The sequence below is a fragment of the Streptomyces sp. NPDC111507 genome (assembly GCF_055638955.1).
The window spans coordinates 1-16,751 of record NZ_JBVKBU010000016.1 but is presented as its reverse complement, the minus strand read 5'-3'; the positions used below and the strand labels follow the sequence as shown (position 1 = coordinate 16,751).

16 protein-coding genes are annotated in these 16,751 nt (G+C 69.0%); 8 read left to right on the top strand and 8 right to left on the bottom strand.

Annotation, left to right across the window (positions count from 1 at the left end):
* Positions 1-57 precede the first annotated feature (57 nt).
* Both ACZ7M2_RS41010 and ACZ7M2_RS41005 read left to right on the top strand, forming a co-directional pair.
* Entirely contained in the window at positions 58-738 is a 681-nt protein-coding gene (locus tag ACZ7M2_RS41010; RefSeq protein WP_471599661.1) for a response regulator transcription factor, read from the top strand.
* Positions 725-2,284, top strand: coding sequence for a sensor histidine kinase (locus ACZ7M2_RS41005; RefSeq protein WP_471599660.1), 1,560 nt, complete (start codon positions 725-727; stop codon positions 2,282-2,284). The genes ACZ7M2_RS41010 and ACZ7M2_RS41005 overlap by 14 nt, the downstream gene beginning before the upstream one ends.
* On the opposite strand, the gene ACZ7M2_RS41000 is transcribed toward ACZ7M2_RS41005, so the two are convergent.
* Positions 2,215-2,508, bottom strand: coding sequence for a hypothetical protein (locus tag ACZ7M2_RS41000; protein WP_471599659.1), 294 nt, complete (start codon positions 2,506-2,508; stop codon positions 2,215-2,217). The genes ACZ7M2_RS41005 and ACZ7M2_RS41000 overlap by 70 nt on opposite strands.
* A gap of 37 nt (positions 2,509-2,545) precedes the next feature.
* The gene (locus tag ACZ7M2_RS40995) at positions 2,546-3,397 is read right to left on the bottom strand and encodes an SDR family oxidoreductase (protein WP_471599658.1); all 852 of its coding nucleotides are present in this window, start codon (positions 3,395-3,397) and stop codon (positions 2,546-2,548) included.
* Positions 3,398-3,514: 117 nt separating this feature from the next.
* Between ACZ7M2_RS40995 and ACZ7M2_RS40990 the strand changes: the two genes are divergently transcribed.
* Positions 3,515-4,492: a LysR family transcriptional regulator gene (locus tag ACZ7M2_RS40990; RefSeq protein ID WP_471599657.1), complete on the top strand. Its 978-nt coding sequence runs from the start codon at positions 3,515-3,517 to the stop codon at positions 4,490-4,492.
* A 190-nt stretch (positions 4,493-4,682) separates the two neighbouring features.
* On the opposite strand, the gene ACZ7M2_RS40985 is transcribed toward ACZ7M2_RS40990, so the two are convergent.
* Positions 4,683-6,962: a hypothetical protein gene (locus ACZ7M2_RS40985; RefSeq protein ID WP_471599656.1), complete on the bottom strand. Its 2,280-nt coding sequence runs from the start codon at positions 6,960-6,962 to the stop codon at positions 4,683-4,685.
* A 207-nt stretch (positions 6,963-7,169) separates the two neighbouring features.
* On the opposite strand from ACZ7M2_RS40985, the gene ACZ7M2_RS40980 reads away from it, so the two are divergent.
* Positions 7,170-7,880, top strand: a complete 711-nt coding sequence (locus ACZ7M2_RS40980) for a DUF6333 family protein (RefSeq protein ID WP_471599655.1) — start codon at positions 7,170-7,172, stop codon at positions 7,878-7,880.
* 19 nt (positions 7,881-7,899) lie between these two features.
* Here ACZ7M2_RS40980 and ACZ7M2_RS40975 read toward each other — a convergent pair whose 3' ends face one another.
* The 3 genes from ACZ7M2_RS40975 to ACZ7M2_RS40965 all read right to left on the bottom strand — a co-directional run bounded on the left by ACZ7M2_RS40975 (position 7,900) and on the right by ACZ7M2_RS40965 (position 10,386).
* Positions 7,900-9,039 (bottom strand): helix-turn-helix transcriptional regulator, encoded by a 1,140-nt coding sequence (locus ACZ7M2_RS40975; protein WP_471599654.1) that lies wholly within the window; start codon positions 9,037-9,039, stop codon positions 7,900-7,902.
* A gap of 510 nt (positions 9,040-9,549) precedes the next feature.
* The gene (locus tag ACZ7M2_RS40970; RefSeq protein ID WP_471599653.1) at positions 9,550-9,831 is read right to left on the bottom strand and encodes a transposase; all 282 of its coding nucleotides are present in this window, start codon (positions 9,829-9,831) and stop codon (positions 9,550-9,552) included.
* A gap of 60 nt (positions 9,832-9,891) precedes the next feature.
* Positions 9,892-10,386 carry an IS5 family transposase gene (locus tag ACZ7M2_RS40965; protein WP_471599652.1) on the bottom strand — a complete coding sequence of 165 codons (495 nt, stop codon included), beginning with the start codon at positions 10,384-10,386 and terminating at the stop codon, positions 9,892-9,894.
* Between the two features lie 286 nt (positions 10,387-10,672).
* Here ACZ7M2_RS40965 and ACZ7M2_RS40960 point away from each other — a divergent pair, with 286 nt between their 5' ends.
* Positions 10,673-11,455, top strand: a complete 783-nt coding sequence (locus ACZ7M2_RS40960; RefSeq protein ID WP_471599651.1) for a TIGR03084 family metal-binding protein — start codon at positions 10,673-10,675, stop codon at positions 11,453-11,455.
* A 138-nt stretch (positions 11,456-11,593) separates the two neighbouring features.
* Here ACZ7M2_RS40960 and ACZ7M2_RS40955 read toward each other — a convergent pair whose 3' ends face one another.
* Together ACZ7M2_RS40955 and ACZ7M2_RS40950 are read right to left on the bottom strand one after the other, a co-directional pair.
* Positions 11,594-12,484, bottom strand: a complete 891-nt coding sequence (locus ACZ7M2_RS40955; protein ID WP_471599650.1) for an alpha/beta fold hydrolase — start codon at positions 12,482-12,484, stop codon at positions 11,594-11,596.
* A gap of 104 nt (positions 12,485-12,588) precedes the next feature.
* Positions 12,589-13,173: a helix-turn-helix domain-containing protein gene (locus tag ACZ7M2_RS40950; protein WP_471599649.1), complete on the bottom strand. Its 585-nt coding sequence runs from the start codon at positions 13,171-13,173 to the stop codon at positions 12,589-12,591.
* A gap of 117 nt (positions 13,174-13,290) precedes the next feature.
* Here ACZ7M2_RS40950 and ACZ7M2_RS40945 point away from each other — a divergent pair, with 117 nt between their 5' ends.
* Genes ACZ7M2_RS40945 through ACZ7M2_RS40935 form a run of 3 tightly spaced genes read left to right on the top strand, consistent with a single transcriptional unit; the run spans position 13,291 to position 15,575 of the window.
* Positions 13,291-14,127 carry an EamA family transporter gene (locus ACZ7M2_RS40945; protein ID WP_471599648.1) on the top strand — a complete coding sequence of 279 codons (837 nt, stop codon included), beginning with the start codon at positions 13,291-13,293 and terminating at the stop codon, positions 14,125-14,127.
* 51 nt (positions 14,128-14,178) lie between these two features.
* Positions 14,179-14,826: an FMN-binding negative transcriptional regulator gene (locus ACZ7M2_RS40940; protein ID WP_471599647.1), complete on the top strand. Its 648-nt coding sequence runs from the start codon at positions 14,179-14,181 to the stop codon at positions 14,824-14,826.
* Between the two features lie 41 nt (positions 14,827-14,867).
* Entirely contained in the window at positions 14,868-15,575 is a 708-nt protein-coding gene (locus ACZ7M2_RS40935; RefSeq protein WP_471599646.1) for a B3/B4 domain-containing protein, read from the top strand.
* Positions 15,576-16,751 lie beyond the last annotated feature (1,176 nt).

Sequence of the window (16,751 nt, the reverse complement as noted above, 5' to 3'; positions counted from 1 at the left end):
ACCCAACCTGATCACGGCGTCAGGAAGCCGTGCGGGGACTGTGCGACGCTGCACGTCATGCGCATCTTGGTGATCGAAGACGAGATGGACCTCGCTCGGACCCTGCACACCGGTCTGACCGCCGAGGGCTACACCGTCGATCTCGCTCACGACGGCCGACAGGGACTGTGGATGGCCCGCACCGGCGAATACGCTCTCGTCGTCCTGGACCTGATGCTGCCCGGACTCAACGGCTACAAGGTGTGCGCCCAGCTGCGCCGCGAGGGCAACACGACTCCCATCCTGGTGCTCACCGCGAAGGACGGCGAGTGGGACCAGGCCGAGGCCCTGGACACCGGGGCCGACGACTATCTGGCCAAGCCGTTTTCCTACGTGGTGCTCGTCGCGCGGCTGCGAGCCCTGGTGCGGCGGGCTCCCACGACCGCACCGCCCGTCCTTGCCGTGGGCGACCTCTCGATGGATGTCGCCACCCGCGTCTGCCGCCGGGCCGGTACCCGAGTAGACCTCACGCCCCGCGAGTTCGCGGTGCTGGAGCTGCTGGCCCGCCGGGCGGGACAGGCCGTCTCGAAAACAGACCTGCTGCATCACGCATGGCCCGACGACGCATGGGATCCCAACCTGGTGGAGGCACGCATCAGCGCTCTCCGCAAGAAGGTGGACGCCGCGTTCGACCGGCGGTCCCTGCAGACCGTCCGGGGTATCGGCTACCGGCTGGTGGACGACCGTGAACGCGCCTGAGCCGCGGCGCCGTTGGTGGCCGCGTTCGGTACGGGCCCGCGCCGCCCTCGCAGCCGCCTCGGCCGCCGCCGTCGTCCTGGTCGGCATCGGCTGGTGGCTTCACCATGACGTGTACCGGCAGAGCATGGACACCACCACAGCGCAGGCCCAGGAGCAACTCTGGGGACTCGTCGGACAGTTGGAGCAGGGGGTCGCTCCTGACGACAGAAGTGCCCTGCCCTACGAGATCGTCGCCACCGGCCGACGCTCGTCAGTCGCCCACAGCTTCGTCATGGACGGCTTCGACTCCGGGACCCGACACGTGCTGCCCGCCCCGCCGGCGGCCGGGGAGCCCGAGTGGAACATCCGTACCGTCCGTATGCCCGCGCGGCACGACGACGTGTATGGAAGTGCCGACCTGTCCGACCGCACCTTCCGGGCGATGACCGCCGACGTCGAGGCCCGCGCACTCGGCCACGCCAAGGCCGCCGCCCTGGGCGTCGCCGACGACGCCAAGCTGCGGGTCTACGTCGTCCTGGCCCCGCAGGCCGCCGAGGCGATCGTCACGACCGCCGACGGCCTGCTCCTGCGCACCGGGATCGCCGGTCTCGTCCTGATCGCCGCGGTCGCCTACACCGCCATCCGGCTCGCCCTGCGGCCGGTCGAGGCCATCCGCGCCCGCACCGCCTCGGTCACCGCGACCGACCCCCGCGAACGCGTCGACGTGCCCGACACGGGAGACGAGATCGCCGCCCTGGCCACCACCATCAACACCACCCTTCAGCGCCTCGACGACGCCGCCACCCAGCAGCGGCGCTTCGTCGCGGACGCCGCCCACGAACTGCGCAGTCCCCTCACCACGCTGCTGGCCAGTCTGGAAGTCGCGCTCGCCTACCCCGAGCGCACCGACTGGCATGCCGCGGCCACCACCGCCGCACGACAGACCCGCCGTCTCCAGGCTCTCGCCGAGGATCTCCTGCTCCTTGCCCGCCTCGATGCCCGCGCCCCGGTGGCCAGGCCCGCCACGGTCGACCTGGCAGCTCTCGCCTCCCGCCTCACTGAGCAATACCCGCTGGCCGACCGCCCGTTGGTCCTCACGTGTGACAGCACTGGTCCCGCACTCGTTCACGGCAACCGGAACGAACTCGAGCGACTGCTGCGCAATCTCGTCGACAACGCCGTCCGCCATGCCGCAGACCACATCCTGATCACCGTCCGGAATCAGGACGGCTGGGTCGTCACCACGGTGCGCGACGACGGACCGGGCGTGCCCGCCGGGGACGCTGAGCGAATCTTCGAACGCTTCACCCGGCTCGATGACGCACGCTCGCGCGATTCCGGCGGCACCGGCCTGGGGCTCGCCATCGCCCGCGACCTCGCCCGCTGTCACCAGGGCACGCTCACCCTCACGGGCCGGACACCCGGCGCATGTTTTCTGCTGCGCCTGCCCAAGGCGCCCAGCCCAGGCCCGGCCGCACCGCTCCGAGGCGCGGAGAGTCACAGCTCCGCGGCGGGGACGGACCCTGGTAGGCAGCCGCCGGCGACGAACTCCGTGCCGGTCGAGTAGCCCGCGTCGTCCGACCCGACGAACAGCACAAGACTGCTGATCTCGTCGACGTCAGCCAGGGGCGGGATCGGCTGGTCGTCGATGCCGACGATGAGCTCACCGGTGGCGGGGTCGTAGGCTTTCGATGATGCCGGAGTGCACTCCATTGAGCGGGATGTGCTCCCGGCCGAGTTCCTTTGCACTGCGCCGGTGATGACGACGGTCTTGTCGGTGAAGCGGAGCATGCGCGGAGGTCCGTTCCGGTGAGTCGGCAACAGGGCCTCACTCCGAGGGTGGGGTGAAGTCGTCCCGGTCGGTGGAGAAGGCGATCTCGCGCTGGGCCTCGGCGCTTGCCAGCCGAGCGGTGAGGGCGTCGTGGACCAGGCCGTAGGCGTCGGAACCGAGGAGCTGACGCCTCGGCGGCTCCTTGAGGTCGCCGATGCGGATCATGGCTTCGGCGACTTTGCGCGGATCACCGGGCATGGCCTCCAGGGGCACGCTGTTCTTGCCGTGGGTGAAGTCCGCGGCCTGGGTGCCGGCGTAGGCGGGCAGCTCTGAAGGGGCGATGTCCGCTGCGCCGTAGAAGTCGGTGGCGACCATGCCCGGTTCGATCAGCGTGGTGTGGATGCCGAACGGCTCGGTCTCCAGGGCGTACGCTTCGAAGAAGCCCTCGATGCCCCACTTGCTGGTGTGATAAAGCGACATCGCGGGGAAGGCGATGTGGCCGCCCATGCTGGAGGTCTGCAGGAGATTGCCGCCGCCCTGGGCGCGCAGGTGTGGCGTCACCGCGCGGGCGAGCTGGATGGGTGCGATCACGTTGGTGTCGATCTGGCGCTGGATCTGCTCGTCGGTCAGCTCCTCGGCCAGGCCGATGAGGCCGTAACCGGCGTTGGACACCACCACGTCGATACGTCCGAGCTCGGCGAACGCGCTGTCCACGACCTTCCGCATGTGCGCGGTGTCGGTCACGTCCAGCTCCGCACGCCACAGCCGGTCGCCGTGGCGTGCGGCCAGGTCGTCGAGTCGCACGGGATTGCGCAGGGTGGCGGCGACGCGGTCGCCGCGCTCCAGCAGCAGCTCGGTCATCTGGCGGCCGAAGCCGCTGGAGGATCCGGTGATGAACCAGGTCCGCATGTCGGTACTCCTCAGGTCGGGCCGTTGGTTCCTGACCTCCACTACAGCGCTGCGCCGCGACACGATCAACGACGAACGCCCGCATGTTCAACAGGCAGAACCTGTCAGTATGCGGGCATGGAACTACGTCAGCTGGAGTACGCCGTTGCCGTCGCCGAGGAACTGCACTTCGGCCGGGCCGCGGCCCGGATGCATGTCACTCAGCAATCGGTCAGCGAGCAGATCCGCCGCCTGGAACGCGAACTCGGCGCCCCCCTGTTCACCCGCACCAGCCGCCGCGTGACCCTGACCGAGGTGGGCGAGGCGTTCCTGCCCGAGGCACGCAGTGCCATCGCCGCCGTCCGTCATGCTCTCGACGTCGGCCGCCGCGCCGCCACCGGCACGGTCGACGAACTCCGTCTGGGGTACGCGGAGGATCTTGGTCCGCGCCTGTTCCAACTCGCGGTGCCCGCGCTCCACGCCCGCTTCCCCGCCGTCCGGCTGGCCCCTCAACCGATGACCACTACCGCCCAGCTGTCCGAGCTCAGCGACCGCCGCCTCGACCTCGGCTTCTGCTGGACCGCTCAGCACTCACCCGAGCTGGCCTCACTGCTGGTGGCCCGCGAACCGCTCGTGGTCGCACTCGCCGCCGGTCATCCCCTCGCGGCCTCGGACAGGATCGACCCCGTCCAGCTGTCCCACCAACCGCTTGTCATCGTCGAGCGCGAGGTCAACCCCTGGCTGCACGATCACTTCGTCAGCCAGCTCGAGTCCCGCGGCGCCACGGTGACCATCCACCGTGAGATCTCCAGCCTCGACCGGCTCCTCCCCCTGGTGCTCACCGGCTCGGCCATCGGGCTCACCATCAGCAGCGCAGCGGCGGCAAGGCCCTTCGCGGGCATCGTCTACCGCCCCTTCAGCGACCCGAGCCCCTACGCCGACCACCGCATCGTCTGGCGCCGCGACACCACCAACCCCGCCGTCACCGCGCTCATCGACATCATCCGCGACCTGCGCGACACAGCAGCGTTCCTCCCGCCCGAAGTCCCACACGCACCCGACATGCCACACCGCGGCACTACCACCGGCGGCACCGGCGGCGCGAGGCCGGACTGACCGACATGGTCATCGGCGGTCACCGTTGGCCAGGGAACGCTGCGCCCTCTTCCCCAGACACCGGCAAAGTCGGTGGCGGCGGCAACGACTCGCCTACTGCCCGGCATCCCCCCAGGGGTGCTGAAAATGATGGGACCGGTACGCGGGTTGCGCGTACCGGCCCCATCGTGTGTGTTCGTCCGCCGGGAGGCTACTCCTGGGCGGTCTTGCGGCGGCGCATCCACCACACGAGCGCCCCGCCGGCCACGGCAAGGGCGGCGGCGATACCCGAGATCAGGCCGATCGGGGAGTCGTTGCCGGTGTGCGCGAGGTCACCACCGGGCTCGCTGGGTGCGGGCGTGGCGGGTGCCGGGGTGTGCGTGCTTCCGCCGCCTCCACCGCTGTGGGTCGGGGTGGGGGTCGGCTTGCCCGTGTGTGTCGGTGTCGGGGTTGGCGTGGGTGTGGGCGTGGATGTGCCGGTGTCGTCAGCGGCTGTGTTTGCGCCGAGGAGGACCTGTCCCGTCATGTCGGTGTTGTCGGTGAGGGTCTTCACGCTCGTCTGCGTCTGCCGGGGCAGGTAGCGGTGCTGGGCGGTGAAGCGGGCCGTGGTGACGTTGTGCTTGGGCTGCTTGGACATGTCGACGCCGCCCACCAGGTAGACCTGGACGGTGCCGTTCGCAGGAATCTTGTACTCGAACTCGCCGTGGGTGTAGATGTACCGGTACTTGTTGAACAGGGCCTCACGGGTCCAGTTCTGGTTGGGCGCGCGCAGCGGCCAGCGGGAGACGTCACCACTGTTGATGATCTTGTGGTAGTCGGTGGGCGCCTTGGCGTCCTGCTGGCGGATGTACTCGGCCGCGACGCGGGCGGTGTAGACGCGCCGCAGGTCGGCGTACTGGGGTGCGGTGTTGATGGTCTTCTCCACCGCGGGGACGATCATCTGGTCGATGACGCGCTGTGCCGCCTTGGTCTCGGCCTCGTTCGGGGTGCAGATCGGCGTGCCGGGGCCAGGGGTGATCGTGGTCTGCGCGGTCGACTTCAGGCGCAGCGGGGTGTCAAGGATGTAGATGCCGCCGTCCTGCTCGCGGACCTGCGCGGTCTTCGGCTCGATCCAGTTGCGCAGGCCGGGCATGCACGGGTAGCCGTTCTGCTTGGGCAGGGCCGCCCAATAGCGTTTGCCGAGGTCGGTATCGGGGTCCATGGCCTTGTAGAAGTCGTGCTTCATCTGGAGGTCGGCTTCCAGGAGCACGCGGCCGGCGTCGGTCTTGCCGAACTTGGCGTCCATGATGCGGTCCGGCTCATCCGGGTTGAGGTTGACCCAGAACTTGTCGGGGCTCAGGGCGAGCCAGGTGAAGAACGCGTCCGAGATGAGCTGGGCCTTGGCTTTGCCGCCCCATCCGGAGTTCTCTGTGGGGTCTTCGTTCGCATCGAAAGCGAAGTCGACACCCTTGCCCTTGACCGGCTTGCCGATGTACTTCAGGTCAAGGGTGGAGAAGTCGACGCCGCCGGGGCCACGGGGCAGACCACCCGGGTTGGCGACGTTCCTGCGATTCAGGTATTCCGCCATGTCCTTCGGGGTGGGCCGCGACTCGCGGATCAGGTCGGTGGCGCCGCCGCGGGTGGAGCCGGACTGGCCCGGGGGCTCCAGCAGACCGCTCGTGGCGCGCTGTCCGCCCTTGGGGGCGAGCTCCACGCGGTCGGAGCGGTAGTTGTACTCGGTGACCCGGTCCCCGGCGATCTGGCGCATGTCTCCCAGGAACTTCTTCGCGTCGGCCTTCTGGGGCTCGGCGAAGACGAACTTGGCCCGGCTGTCTTTCCAGTTGGGGTCCTTGGCCCACGCCAGGTCCTTGGGGATCTCTCTGCGGTCCGGGCTGCCGTTGGACTTGATCTCCAGGATCTGCTTCGTCCGCGAGTTGTAGGCGTCGAGCTTGCGCCGGTAGGTCTTGCCGGTGTCGGGGTCCTTGAACTCGACCTCCTTCTGGCAGATCCAGTCCGGTCCGACCAGCCCGTGATCCTTGATCACCTTCCGTTCGAAGGCCTTGCCGCGGGGGTCGTTCCCGGAGTTCGTGATGAACTTCGCGTCCCGGTAGTCCTCGAACTTGGGGTATTTGTCCTTCTGCTGGAGCCACCTCCACCAGACCCGGTCAGGCTGTGTCGCCGGGGCCTTGGTCAGCTTGGACAGTGCGGCTTCCTTGTCGGCGGACGGCGGCCCGAGACCGTCCCACTCCTTAGCAGGGTTGACGTACTCGTATGCGTCCCACTGGGACTTCGCGCGGGACGCGTCGAACTCCGGCAGGTCAACGGTCGGACTGGTGCTGCTCGGCAGGCCGTACAACTCGTCACAGCGCTTGCCCGGGTCCAGCGGCTTCGGCGCAGCGGTCGCTAAGGTGATTCCGGGAAGCCCGGTGAGGGCCATGACCGTCGCGCACGCGAGTGCGACGGCCGACCGGCGCAGCGCACGCAACCGCCGGTTGCGTATGGGTTTTGGCACGTGATGTCCCCGTGGGGGCCCAGTAGGGCATGGGGTGTTCGTGGCACCAGGGGCCCCCGTGGTCGATGTGGCGCCGACGAACGGACCTCACGCTAGACACACACGTGTACCGGACGTAGTCGATACACCGTTCGACAACCGGGTCAACTCCCCTTCTCCACAAGACCGTTACATCCGGATCGCGGGCTGCGGCATACGCTCGGCGGCATGAGTCCCGTATCCCCCGGAACGCAGGTGAATCCCCGTCACAGCGGGCACGCGCATCTGGTCGTCGTCCATCCCCCCTTCGCGGCCCCGCTCCAGCCCACTGAGCGGCCGCCTGCCACTGCCCACGATCCGGACGCGGCCAGGGCTGCGGTGCTGTCCCTGTCGACCGTCTCGGTGATCCGCCGTGAGTACGCTCCGTCGCGGCTGGAGCATCCGGGAAGCCCGGCCAGCCGGGAAGAGCTGGACGGCGTACGCGCGGCCGTGTGGGGCTCCACGGCGAAGATCAGCGACCCTGCGCTTGTCGAAGACGGGGTAATGGCCAGTGCTTTGGAGGACGAGTTCCAGGCGCAGAGGAAGAAGCATCCGGATGCCCGGATCGTCGCTGTCTGCGAACGCGACTTCGGCGCCTCGTACACGAAGATCCTTGTTGCTGTGCCCGGTACCCCTGATCTGATGGTCGAGGGCTTCGACGAGCTGGAGATCACCGGCGACCCGCGGGGCACTCTGGCCGCTGTGGGGATCGACCCCGACCGGTTGGGTGAGGGATACGACATCAGCGATGAAGGGTTCTTCGACTACGACGGCTTCCTCCATATGCTCACCGGCGGTGCTCTGTCCGTCTACGCGGATGAAGAGCGCTTCGAGTCGGCGTTCGTTGTCGACCGGAGCGAGGAGGGCGAGGACAGCATCGACGAGGTCTGGTTTCCATAGCTGGCGCCCCTGGTGCCAACTATGCAGGTCTCACGGCTGAAGGCACCGCCGGTGCGGCTTCGCGTCCGGGCCATGTCGCCGAGGCGGGGTTTGTGGCCCTGTACTCCACGCAGTTCTGCCGCTCAGGGCCGTCCCGCGCAAGTCGGCGATCACGGCTGCGGAGGCACAGTGCCCTTCGGTCCTGCGTCCGCTGCTTTCCCGGGCTCTTGCAGGGCATCGCGGAGCGGAGCGCTGCGCGAGAAGTGATGCCCAGTTTGGGAAAGACCTGATAGAGGTGGCTTCCCACGGTCCGCGGCGAGAGGTGCAACCGTTGACCGATGTGCTTGTTCGTCATACCCACGGCGGCGAGCCTCGCGATCTCGTAATGCTGAGGTGACAGGCGGACGTCCGGCGAGGCGCCGGCTTGGACAGCCGCGAGGCCTGATGCTCGCAGTTCGCTCCGCGCGCGGTAGGCCCAGGGCGATGCCCCCAGTTGCGTGAAGGTCGTGAGGGCGGCGTTGAGCTGTTCACGCGCTGTCTGCGTGGCCTTGGCGCGCCGAAGGCGTTCGCCGTGGAAGAGCCGGATGCGGGCAGGGTCGAACGGCCAGGTGTCGGTGCCCGGTAGGGCCAGCGCGCGTTCGAACTGCGCCACGAATCGGGCGTCGTCGGCCGTCATGGCTCCCGCGCCGTGCGTCACCAGCGCCAGCCTGTCCGATATCGCGGGTACCTGGGCGCGGCGCTGCGCTGCGACATGCGCCTCGGCTTCGACGCGCCGACCGGAGAGAAGGGCCGACTCCACGAGGTCCGGAATCAGCCACAGGGTAGGTGCCTGGAAATGCGGAAGGACACCGGCGGGGCTGACCGAGGTCCCTTGCAGGAATGCCGCTTCGTATTCTCCGCGGCCGAGAGCCGCTCTCGTTCTGATCTCCGCGGCCAGTGTGAGGAGGAGCTGGATACGCCTGGGTGCCGCGAAACGCGTGATCTCGTCGGCGAGCTCCTCCGCCCGGTCGGTGTCTCCGCGTGTCGCTGCGAGCAGCGCTTGATGGTGGAGGAACGTCTGGGCGAGGAGGTGGTAGCCGTGCCGGCGGCTGAGCCGCAGGTCTTCCTCACTGAGGTGGGCGAGCTGCTCCCGCTCCCCGGATTCGCAGCCGTACTGGCCGGCCATGCCGATCCGGATCATCTCGACGGAGTCCGCCGCCGCGAGTCCGCCGACCGCGTCGTCGAGTCGGCGCAGGTGAGGGAGCTACGTATGGACCGGATCGCCGAGACAACTCATCAGCAACGCCAACGATTCCGAGACGCGGGAAGTCAGACGCGTGACGGCTCGTTCGAGGGGTTCCCGGAGTTCCGCGCAGGCGCCGAAGAAGCTGATCCACGCCAGCGTGTACAGGCCCTCCTGAAGGACGTCGTGCGGTGTGTCCCCCGGCTCAGTCCGGTGTCGACGGCCTTGATCAGCAGACGGTACGCGGAGTCGACGTCCCCGACGCCGCTGAGCAGGAGGTGGTGTACCGCCGCGAGCGCCGTTGCCCACGAGGTCGCATCGGCGTCGTGGGTCGGCCGGCACGCTTCCAGGAGCCTCGGCACGTCGAGCAGGTTTCCGGTCGCGTCCGTGCCGAGGTAGGTGGCTGCAGCGGCCCTGCGGCTCCGGTCGCGCCTGTCCGGGCTGAGAGCCTGTCGGGTGGCCGGTTGATTACGCCACGATGAGGTCTTCGGTGGTCTTGGTTCGCGCGGTCTTGCGGTGGGATTCATAGCTCCACCGCGATGACTGCCCGGCGAGCCGGACGAGCCTCAGGCGGATCATCGCGACCTTGATCATGGCCTCGGAGGTCGCGGTCAGCCGTTCGTAGTCGCGGGCCAGCCGACGGTTTCGGACCAGCCAGCCGAAACTTCGATCCACCACCCAGTGACGGGGCAGGACCTTGAAGCCCCCGACATCATCGGTCCGCTTCACTATCTCCACGACGATGCCCAACGCGTCGCGGGCCCATGAAAGCAGTGTGGAATCAACGGAGTTGGTCTATCCGCCGTCGGCTCACACCAGGCTGACCGTGCGGAAGGCAGCCGCGAGCCGGGCCAGGACGGTGCGGCCTCCCGCGCGGTCCTGCACGGACACGGAAGTGACCGCGACGACCAGCAGCAGGCCCATCGTGTCGACGATCACGTGTCTCTTCCGCCCTGTCGTTCGCTTCCCCGCATCGAATCCACGCGCCTCGCCGCCCTCGCTGGTCTTGATCGACTGGGCGTCGATCACGGCGGTCGACGACTCAGGGTCGCGTCCGGCCCCGATCCGGAGCTGGCGGCGTAGCTCATCCTGGATGCGGTCCCAGCTGCCGTCCCGGCGCCACTTGGTGAACCAGCGGTGCGCCGCGTCCCAAGGCATCGGGTCGCGCGGGAGCATCCGCCACTGGCAGCCCGAGCGCAGTACGTGGAAGATCGAGTCGAGCACCAATCGGTCTCCGTACTTACGCACCCCGCCGCCTTTCCGCAGGTTACGCACGGGAAAGAGCGGCCGGATGACCTCCCACATCTCATCGGTCGGGCTGAACGGACAGCATGGACCGCTGATGGCCTCGGAGTTGTCACACTGGCACACACCACGTGATCATTCCGGGGCCGTCGCCGTGCCTGGAGGGCAGATCGCAACCGTCACGCGTCTCGCATGACCAGCCAGCCCGACACGCTCTGCGCCGCCGTCGAGGAAGCGCGATGGTCCCGTGGCGCCTCGGGCCTCACCACCGAGTGGGCAGACTCCGGCGACATCGGAGTCTGCCCGCACGCTTCGTCTCCGCCGTTGATCAGGAAGGAGTGGCACCATGGCGCACATGTTGAACTACAACCTCGCCGTCCCCGATGTAGATGACGCCGGTGTCCTGTCCGCCCTGGTGGCTGAGGGCGACGAGCTCGACGTCCTGGTCAGGGCAGTGGACGACTGGTCCATACCGACACCGGCACCGGGCTGGACGGTCGCCCACCAGATAGCCCACCTCGCGTGGGCGGACGCGAACGCACTCAGCGCCTTACGCACTCCGGACGCGTTCGGCGCCGAGCTCAGGCGGGCGGAAGCCGAAGGCAGCGGGTACGCAGACAAGGCCGCCGCCGCGGGAGCGGCCAAACCGCGGTCGGTACTCCTGGACGAGTGGCGGGCCGGTCGAGCGGAACTGGCGGCGGCACTGCGCGACACGCCATGGGACCACGCATTCCCCTGGTACATGTCGAAGGTGACCCCGGCCCTGATGGTGCCCCTTCGTCTGATGGAAACCTGGGCACACGGGCAGGACGTCTTCGATGCTGTGGGCGTGGCGCACCGCCCGACGGATCGACTGCAGCACGTGGCGTCGCTGGGGGTGTTGGGACGGGCGCTGTCCTTCGCCGCCGTCGGACTGCCTGAGCCGGCGGACCCCTTCCGCGTCGAGTTGACAGCACCTGACGGACGGACCTGGGTGTGGGGCCCCGAGGCTGCCGCGCAACGGGTACAGGGCGGCGCTCTCGACTTCTGCCTGTGTGTCACCCGGCGTCGCCCCTGGTCCGAGACCAACATGACGGCGACCGGCGAGGACGCTCAGAAGTGGCTGGAGCTGGCGCGCGTCTTCCTCTGAAAACGTGTCGGGGTGCCTGGTCATGCGAGACGCGTGACGGTTGCGATCTGCCCAGGCACGGCGACGGCCCCGGAATGATCACGTGGTGTGTGCCAGTGTGACAACTCCGAGGCCGTCAGCGGCCCATGCTCGGCGTAATCAACTGGCCACCCGACAGGCTCTGAGAGCGGCCGCTCGGGTGAAGGCGGCGACCGCACCGACGGCGTCGCCGCGTCCGCGCGCCTGGCGGGCCAGTTGAGCCAGCAGCTCGGCGATCTGCTCGTCCGGCTCGACCGCCGCGTGTGCGAGGTGCCAGGTGCGGCGCTCCTCGTCTCCGTCGGGCCGCCGCGCTGGCACCTCGTCAGCCCTGCGCTGCTCACCGGCGGCGGAAAGTGAAGTGCCGCCCGGCCGGAGAAACCGGGCGAGACGGACTGAGCGGCGACGCGGGATGCGACACCTCCGCCAGCGGGCGGAGGCCGCATGGGCCGCCTGGTTGATGACGGCCACCACGGCCGCGGCGTTGGACACGTAGACGGCGTGGCTGCCCGGGGTCTCGGTGACGGTCGACCCCGCCCGCTCGGACATGACTCGCTGGGCGGGCGGCGGGATCATGTGGTCATCGGTGGCGACCAGGTACCACGAGGGCTTGGTCCGCCAGGCCGGTTCCGACACCGTCCCGCCGAGCGCGTCCACGCCCCACGGCACCTGCGAATCGGCCATGAAGGCGGCCACCGCCGCGGGCACGTCGGCGGCGAACGACGCCGCGAACTTGCCCCTGTCCAGGAACAGGAACCCGTCCTTGGGCGGCAGGATCGGCGGAACCTGCGCACCGGGCGGCGGGTCGGCGATCAGGGAATTGACGGATCGCCCTTGTCGGGCGCGAACGCCGCGATGTAGGCAGGCCCGGCGACGTTCGGGTGGTTGCCCGCTTCGGTGATGACGACGCCATCGTAGGAGTGGCCGACCAGCACCGGCAGGGCCGTCGAGGTCGTCGAGGATCTGGTGCGTCGCGCCGATGTCGCCGGCCAGTGACAGGGTCGGATTCTGCACGACGGTGACCTCGTAGCCGTCGGCGGTCAGATGATCGTAGACGCCCTGCCGGCGGCCGGGACGAAGGGGACGGCGCCGCTGCGGCCTCCCCCGGTGCCGTCGGCTCAGGATGTGGAAACCGGACCGGGCGGCAGGTGGACCGTCATGATCAGGTGGCAGGGTTCGGTGCCGGCGCCGCGGTAGGTGTGGGGGGCGTCACCGTCGAAGGTGGCGGTCTGCCCGACTTCAACGGTGTGCTCGGCGCCGTCGACGATCAGGGTCATCCGGCCGGCGGTGACGCTGACGGTTTCCACGACTCCGGCCTGGTGGGGGTGGCTGGGGTACTCCTCGCCCGGTTCCAGTTTCCAGCGCCAGACCTCGACCGGCGCCGGGCCCGAGGTCGTCAGCATGAGCCGGGCCTCGCTGCCCTGCACACCGGTCCACAACGGCATCACGGCATCGGCGGCCACGACGCGGACGCGACCTTCGGACGGCCCCTCCAGCAGAGCGGACACCGAGACGCCGAGGGTGTCGGCCAGCCGGACGAGGGTGGCGAAGTTCGGGTTGCCCTGCGCCTTCTCCAACCCGACGAGAGCCCCCTTGCTGACCTTGGCGCGACGGCCGAGTTCGTCCAGGGACAGGCCCGCGCGGGTGCGGGCCGTCCTGACGTTGTGCGCGAGCGTCCGCAGGGCTGCCTCTGTCTCGGCCATCCGATCACCATCCTCGCCAGTGGATCACTGTAGTGCACCGCCCGGTCATTTGGTTGACACACCTCAGTCGGTTTGTTGTACCGTTTAGTCGTTCCATCGAATCGTAAGGGATGTACCGTGATCGCTCTGCTGCTGGCCCTGGGCAGCTCACTCGCCTACGGATGCGCCGATTTCCTCGGCGGTCTGGGGGCACGTAAGGCTCATGTGCTGCGTACCGTGATGATCGCGGCCCCGGCCTCGCTCGCGGTCGAGCTGCTGCTGTGGCCGTTCCTCGGCGCCTCGTTCAGCGTCGGCGCCCTCGGCTGGGGCGCCGCGTCCGGCATCGCCTCGGCCGCCGCATTCGCCCTGCTCTACCGCACCCTGGCGATAGGCCCGATGAACGTACTCTCGCCCGTCACCGCCCTCGTGTCCGCCGTGCTGCCCGTGGGCGTGGGCCTACTGCAGGGCGAGCACCTCGGCGCCGCCGGGCTGGTGGGCCTGCCGCTCGCGCTGGTCGCGGTGGTCCTGGTCAGCGCCGGACATGGCTCCGGGTCGGCACGCCCGTCGCGCACCGCGCTACTGTTGGCCTTCGGCGCGGGCGGTGCCATCGCCCTCCAGCTGATCTTCCTGCACCAGGCACCCTCCGACAGCGGCGCGGCCCCGCTGATCATCGGCCGGGCGGTCTCCTGTACCGTCACCCTGGCCGCGGCCGGCCTCATGTACCGCAGGCTCGGCTCCGAGCGCCCCGCGTACGCGATGTCGACAGCCGCCGGCGTGCTGGACTCCATGGCGAACCTGCTGTTCCTTCTCGCCGCCCGCAGCGGGGACCTCACCGTCGTCGCCATGATCACCGCTCTCTACCCGGCCGGCACCGTCCTGCTCGCCCGCAGCCTGCTCGCCGAACGCATCCGTCGCGCCCAGCTCGTCGGGCTGGGCACCGCCGCCGTCGCCGTCAGCCTCCTCGCTCTCGCCTGAGCCCCCCTCCCCTCCCTCCCCCACCTCCGCCAACTACGCAAGGAGCACAGCATGTTCATCCAGCCCTGGGACACCAGCCTGGACGAAGCCGAATGGCAGAGTTGGATCGCCGATGGACACGACTTCGGAATCCTGAGCGCCAACGGCCTGCCCGATCACCCGCCCGTCGCCGTCCCCACCCACTTCACCAGTGACGGCGACCACCTCCTGGTCCACCTCGCCCGTCCCAACCCGGCCTGGAAGTCGATCGACCACGACCCGAATGTCCTGCTCACCGTCTTCGGCGACTACGCATTCATCCCCGGCCCATGGCGCGCCACAGCCGGCACCCCGCCCACCGACGGCGTCCCCACCAGCTACTACACGGCCGTCCAGTTCACCTGCCGCGCCCACATCATCGACGACCCCGAGGCCAAGGCCGAGCTGCTGCGCCGCCAACTCGCCCACTTCCAGCCCGACGGCGACCACGCCCCCGTCGCCGTCGACCAGCCGCCGTATGGCCGGATGCTGCCCGGCATCCGCGGCCTGCGCCTCGAAGTCACCGACGTGGTGGCCAAGTTCAAGTACGACGACCACAAGCCCGTCGAGCACCGCACCGCCGTCGCCGACCACCTCACCGCGCGCGGCCAGGGCCTCGACGTACCCACCGCCCTCCAGCAGCGTCGCCGCCTGGACCGCATCGGACCCTGGCAGCCCTGACCCGCGCCCATCCACACGCACACAGGAACGGAACCCCGCTCATGACCGTCTTCCGCCTCAGCCCCGCCGTCGCCGACGCCTTCCCCGACACCCTTGTCGCCCTGGTCACCGCGACCGGCCTGCGTAGCCATGAATCCTGGCCCCACACCACCGCCGCCATGGAGGACCTGGAGCAGCAACTTGCCGACGGCGCCTGGCAGCCCGCCAACGAGGACGACCCCCGTATCGAGGCGTGGCACACCGCCTACCGCGCCTTCGGCACCAACCCCCGCCGCATCCGCCCCAGCGTCGACGCGCTCGGCCGCCGCCTCGCGAAGAAGGGGTCCCTGCCGCGTATCAACCCGGCCGTCGACTCCTACAACGCCGTCTCCGTCCGCCACGGTCTGCCCGCCGGCGCCTTCGACCTCGACCACGTCACCGGCGACATCGACATCCGCCACGCAGACGGCACCGAGACCTTCACCCCGCTCGGCGAACCCGACACCACCGAGAACCCCAAGCCTGGCGAGATCATCTACGCCGACACCACTGGCGTCCTGACCCGCCACTGGAACCACCGCGACGCCCACCGCACCCGCGTCACCAAGGACTCCACCCACGTCACCTTCGTCCTCGAAACCCTCCACGCCACGCGTGACGGCGACCTTCTCAAGGTCGCAGCCGAGGAGTTGCAGGGCCTGCTCATCCCGCACGCCGAACAGACCACCGTGCACTACCTCAGCCCGGCACACGAGCAGGCCACCACCTGAGGCCTCCAGGCGCATCCTTGCCGAGCACCGCGGGCCCCTCCCCGGGCTGGGCTGATGCGTGCTCATGACACCAACGTGACGGGCCGGCCTGGGGAGTTGGGACGATCGGGTCGTCTACTCACCAGAGAGTCGATTTGCTGACGTTCCATGCTTCCTTCGGCCCCAGCCCTGCTTCTCCACAGAGGCCACCCGCAAGCGGACGGCACGTCGCCGCCTCTCCACACCAGCATCGCCACGAGGCCAAACCCCTTTCAGGGGCAAGTAGCCAGCGGCGAGTGAGCGTCAGTTGCCTCGATCAGACGTCAACTACCGGTTCTTCTCCAGCTCCGCAACCAGTTGTTCGGCGTCCGCCGCGCTGACGCGGTAGTTGATTGCGACCGTCGCTGCGTCCTTCCTGGTGAGGCGTCCCAGGAAGACAAGGCCGAATGCGCACGCACCACACGCCTGTCACCCGCCGAGGTACCGGCCGTCGGGCTGCGACGCCATGCGAACGGCCCGCACCCCTCACCCCGAAAGAGGACCCCGGGCCGTGTGCGTCCGGGTGCCGGCCCGGGCCATCCGCATCCCGGAAACCGTCCCCCCGGCACCACCGACACCCGCCAGAGAACCACTCGCAAAACAAAACCGCTCGGCCGGTTTCACTATAGCCTCACCCGAGACCCACACAAGAGACCCCAGCACACCCCCACAACCACCCGACCCCGAGCCTCGCACACCACCCCCAACCCCCGGAAGACACCCGCAGAACGGAATCAAAACCCCCGCTTGCCCAGCAAAGATCCCCACAGCGGAACAGTGAATATGCACCCCGCACACCCCCGCCAGACTCCCCCACCCGACCCCCGGCCCACCTCCGCGAAATTCCCCGCCCGCCCTTGAAAAGAAAACCGGTAGGTTCGTATCTTATGACCCTGCACGGTCCATCCCGGCACCTCCCACAGCACCACGGAGACCCCCATGACCCTGCTCACCGTCCACCAGGACAACCACCCCACCCCCGCCACCACAGCAACAGCAACAGCAACAGCAACAGCAACAGCAACGGGAACGGCAACAGGCCCAGCAGCAACATCAGCCCCCACCCCCATGCCCCGCCTCACCACCACCGTCCCCCGCGAATACGTCCACCGCTCCACCCTCGCCGAGGTCTTCCTCACCGGCTGCGAACAAACCGGC

Bases quoted from the DNA above. Each gene is read 5' to 3' on its own strand.
- ACZ7M2_RS41010 (WP_471599661.1), top strand. From the start codon at position 58: ATGCGCATCTTGGTGATCGAAGACGAGATGGACCTCGCTCGGACCCTG.
- ACZ7M2_RS41000 (WP_471599659.1), bottom strand. From the start codon at position 2,508: ATGCTCCGCTTCACCGACAAGACCGTCGTCATCACCGGCGCAGTGCAA.
- ACZ7M2_RS40995 (WP_471599658.1), bottom strand. From the start codon at position 3,397: ATGCGGACCTGGTTCATCACCGGATCCTCCAGCGGCTTCGGCCGCCAG.
- ACZ7M2_RS40990 (WP_471599657.1), top strand. From the start codon at position 3,515: ATGGAACTACGTCAGCTGGAGTACGCCGTTGCCGTCGCCGAGGAACTG.
- ACZ7M2_RS40980 (WP_471599655.1), top strand. From the start codon at position 7,170: ATGAGTCCCGTATCCCCCGGAACGCAGGTGAATCCCCGTCACAGCGGG.
- ACZ7M2_RS40975 (WP_471599654.1), bottom strand. From the start codon at position 9,039: ATGATCCGGATCGGCATGGCCGGCCAGTACGGCTGCGAATCCGGGGAG.
- ACZ7M2_RS40965 (WP_471599652.1), bottom strand. From the start codon at position 10,386: ATGTGGGAGGTCATCCGGCCGCTCTTTCCCGTGCGTAACCTGCGGAAA.
- ACZ7M2_RS40960 (WP_471599651.1), top strand. From the start codon at position 10,673: ATGGCGCACATGTTGAACTACAACCTCGCCGTCCCCGATGTAGATGAC.
- ACZ7M2_RS40950 (WP_471599649.1), bottom strand. From the start codon at position 13,173: ATGGCCGAGACAGAGGCAGCCCTGCGGACGCTCGCGCACAACGTCAGG.
- ACZ7M2_RS40940 (WP_471599647.1), top strand. From the start codon at position 14,179: ATGTTCATCCAGCCCTGGGACACCAGCCTGGACGAAGCCGAATGGCAG.
- ACZ7M2_RS40935 (WP_471599646.1), top strand. From the start codon at position 14,868: ATGACCGTCTTCCGCCTCAGCCCCGCCGTCGCCGACGCCTTCCCCGAC.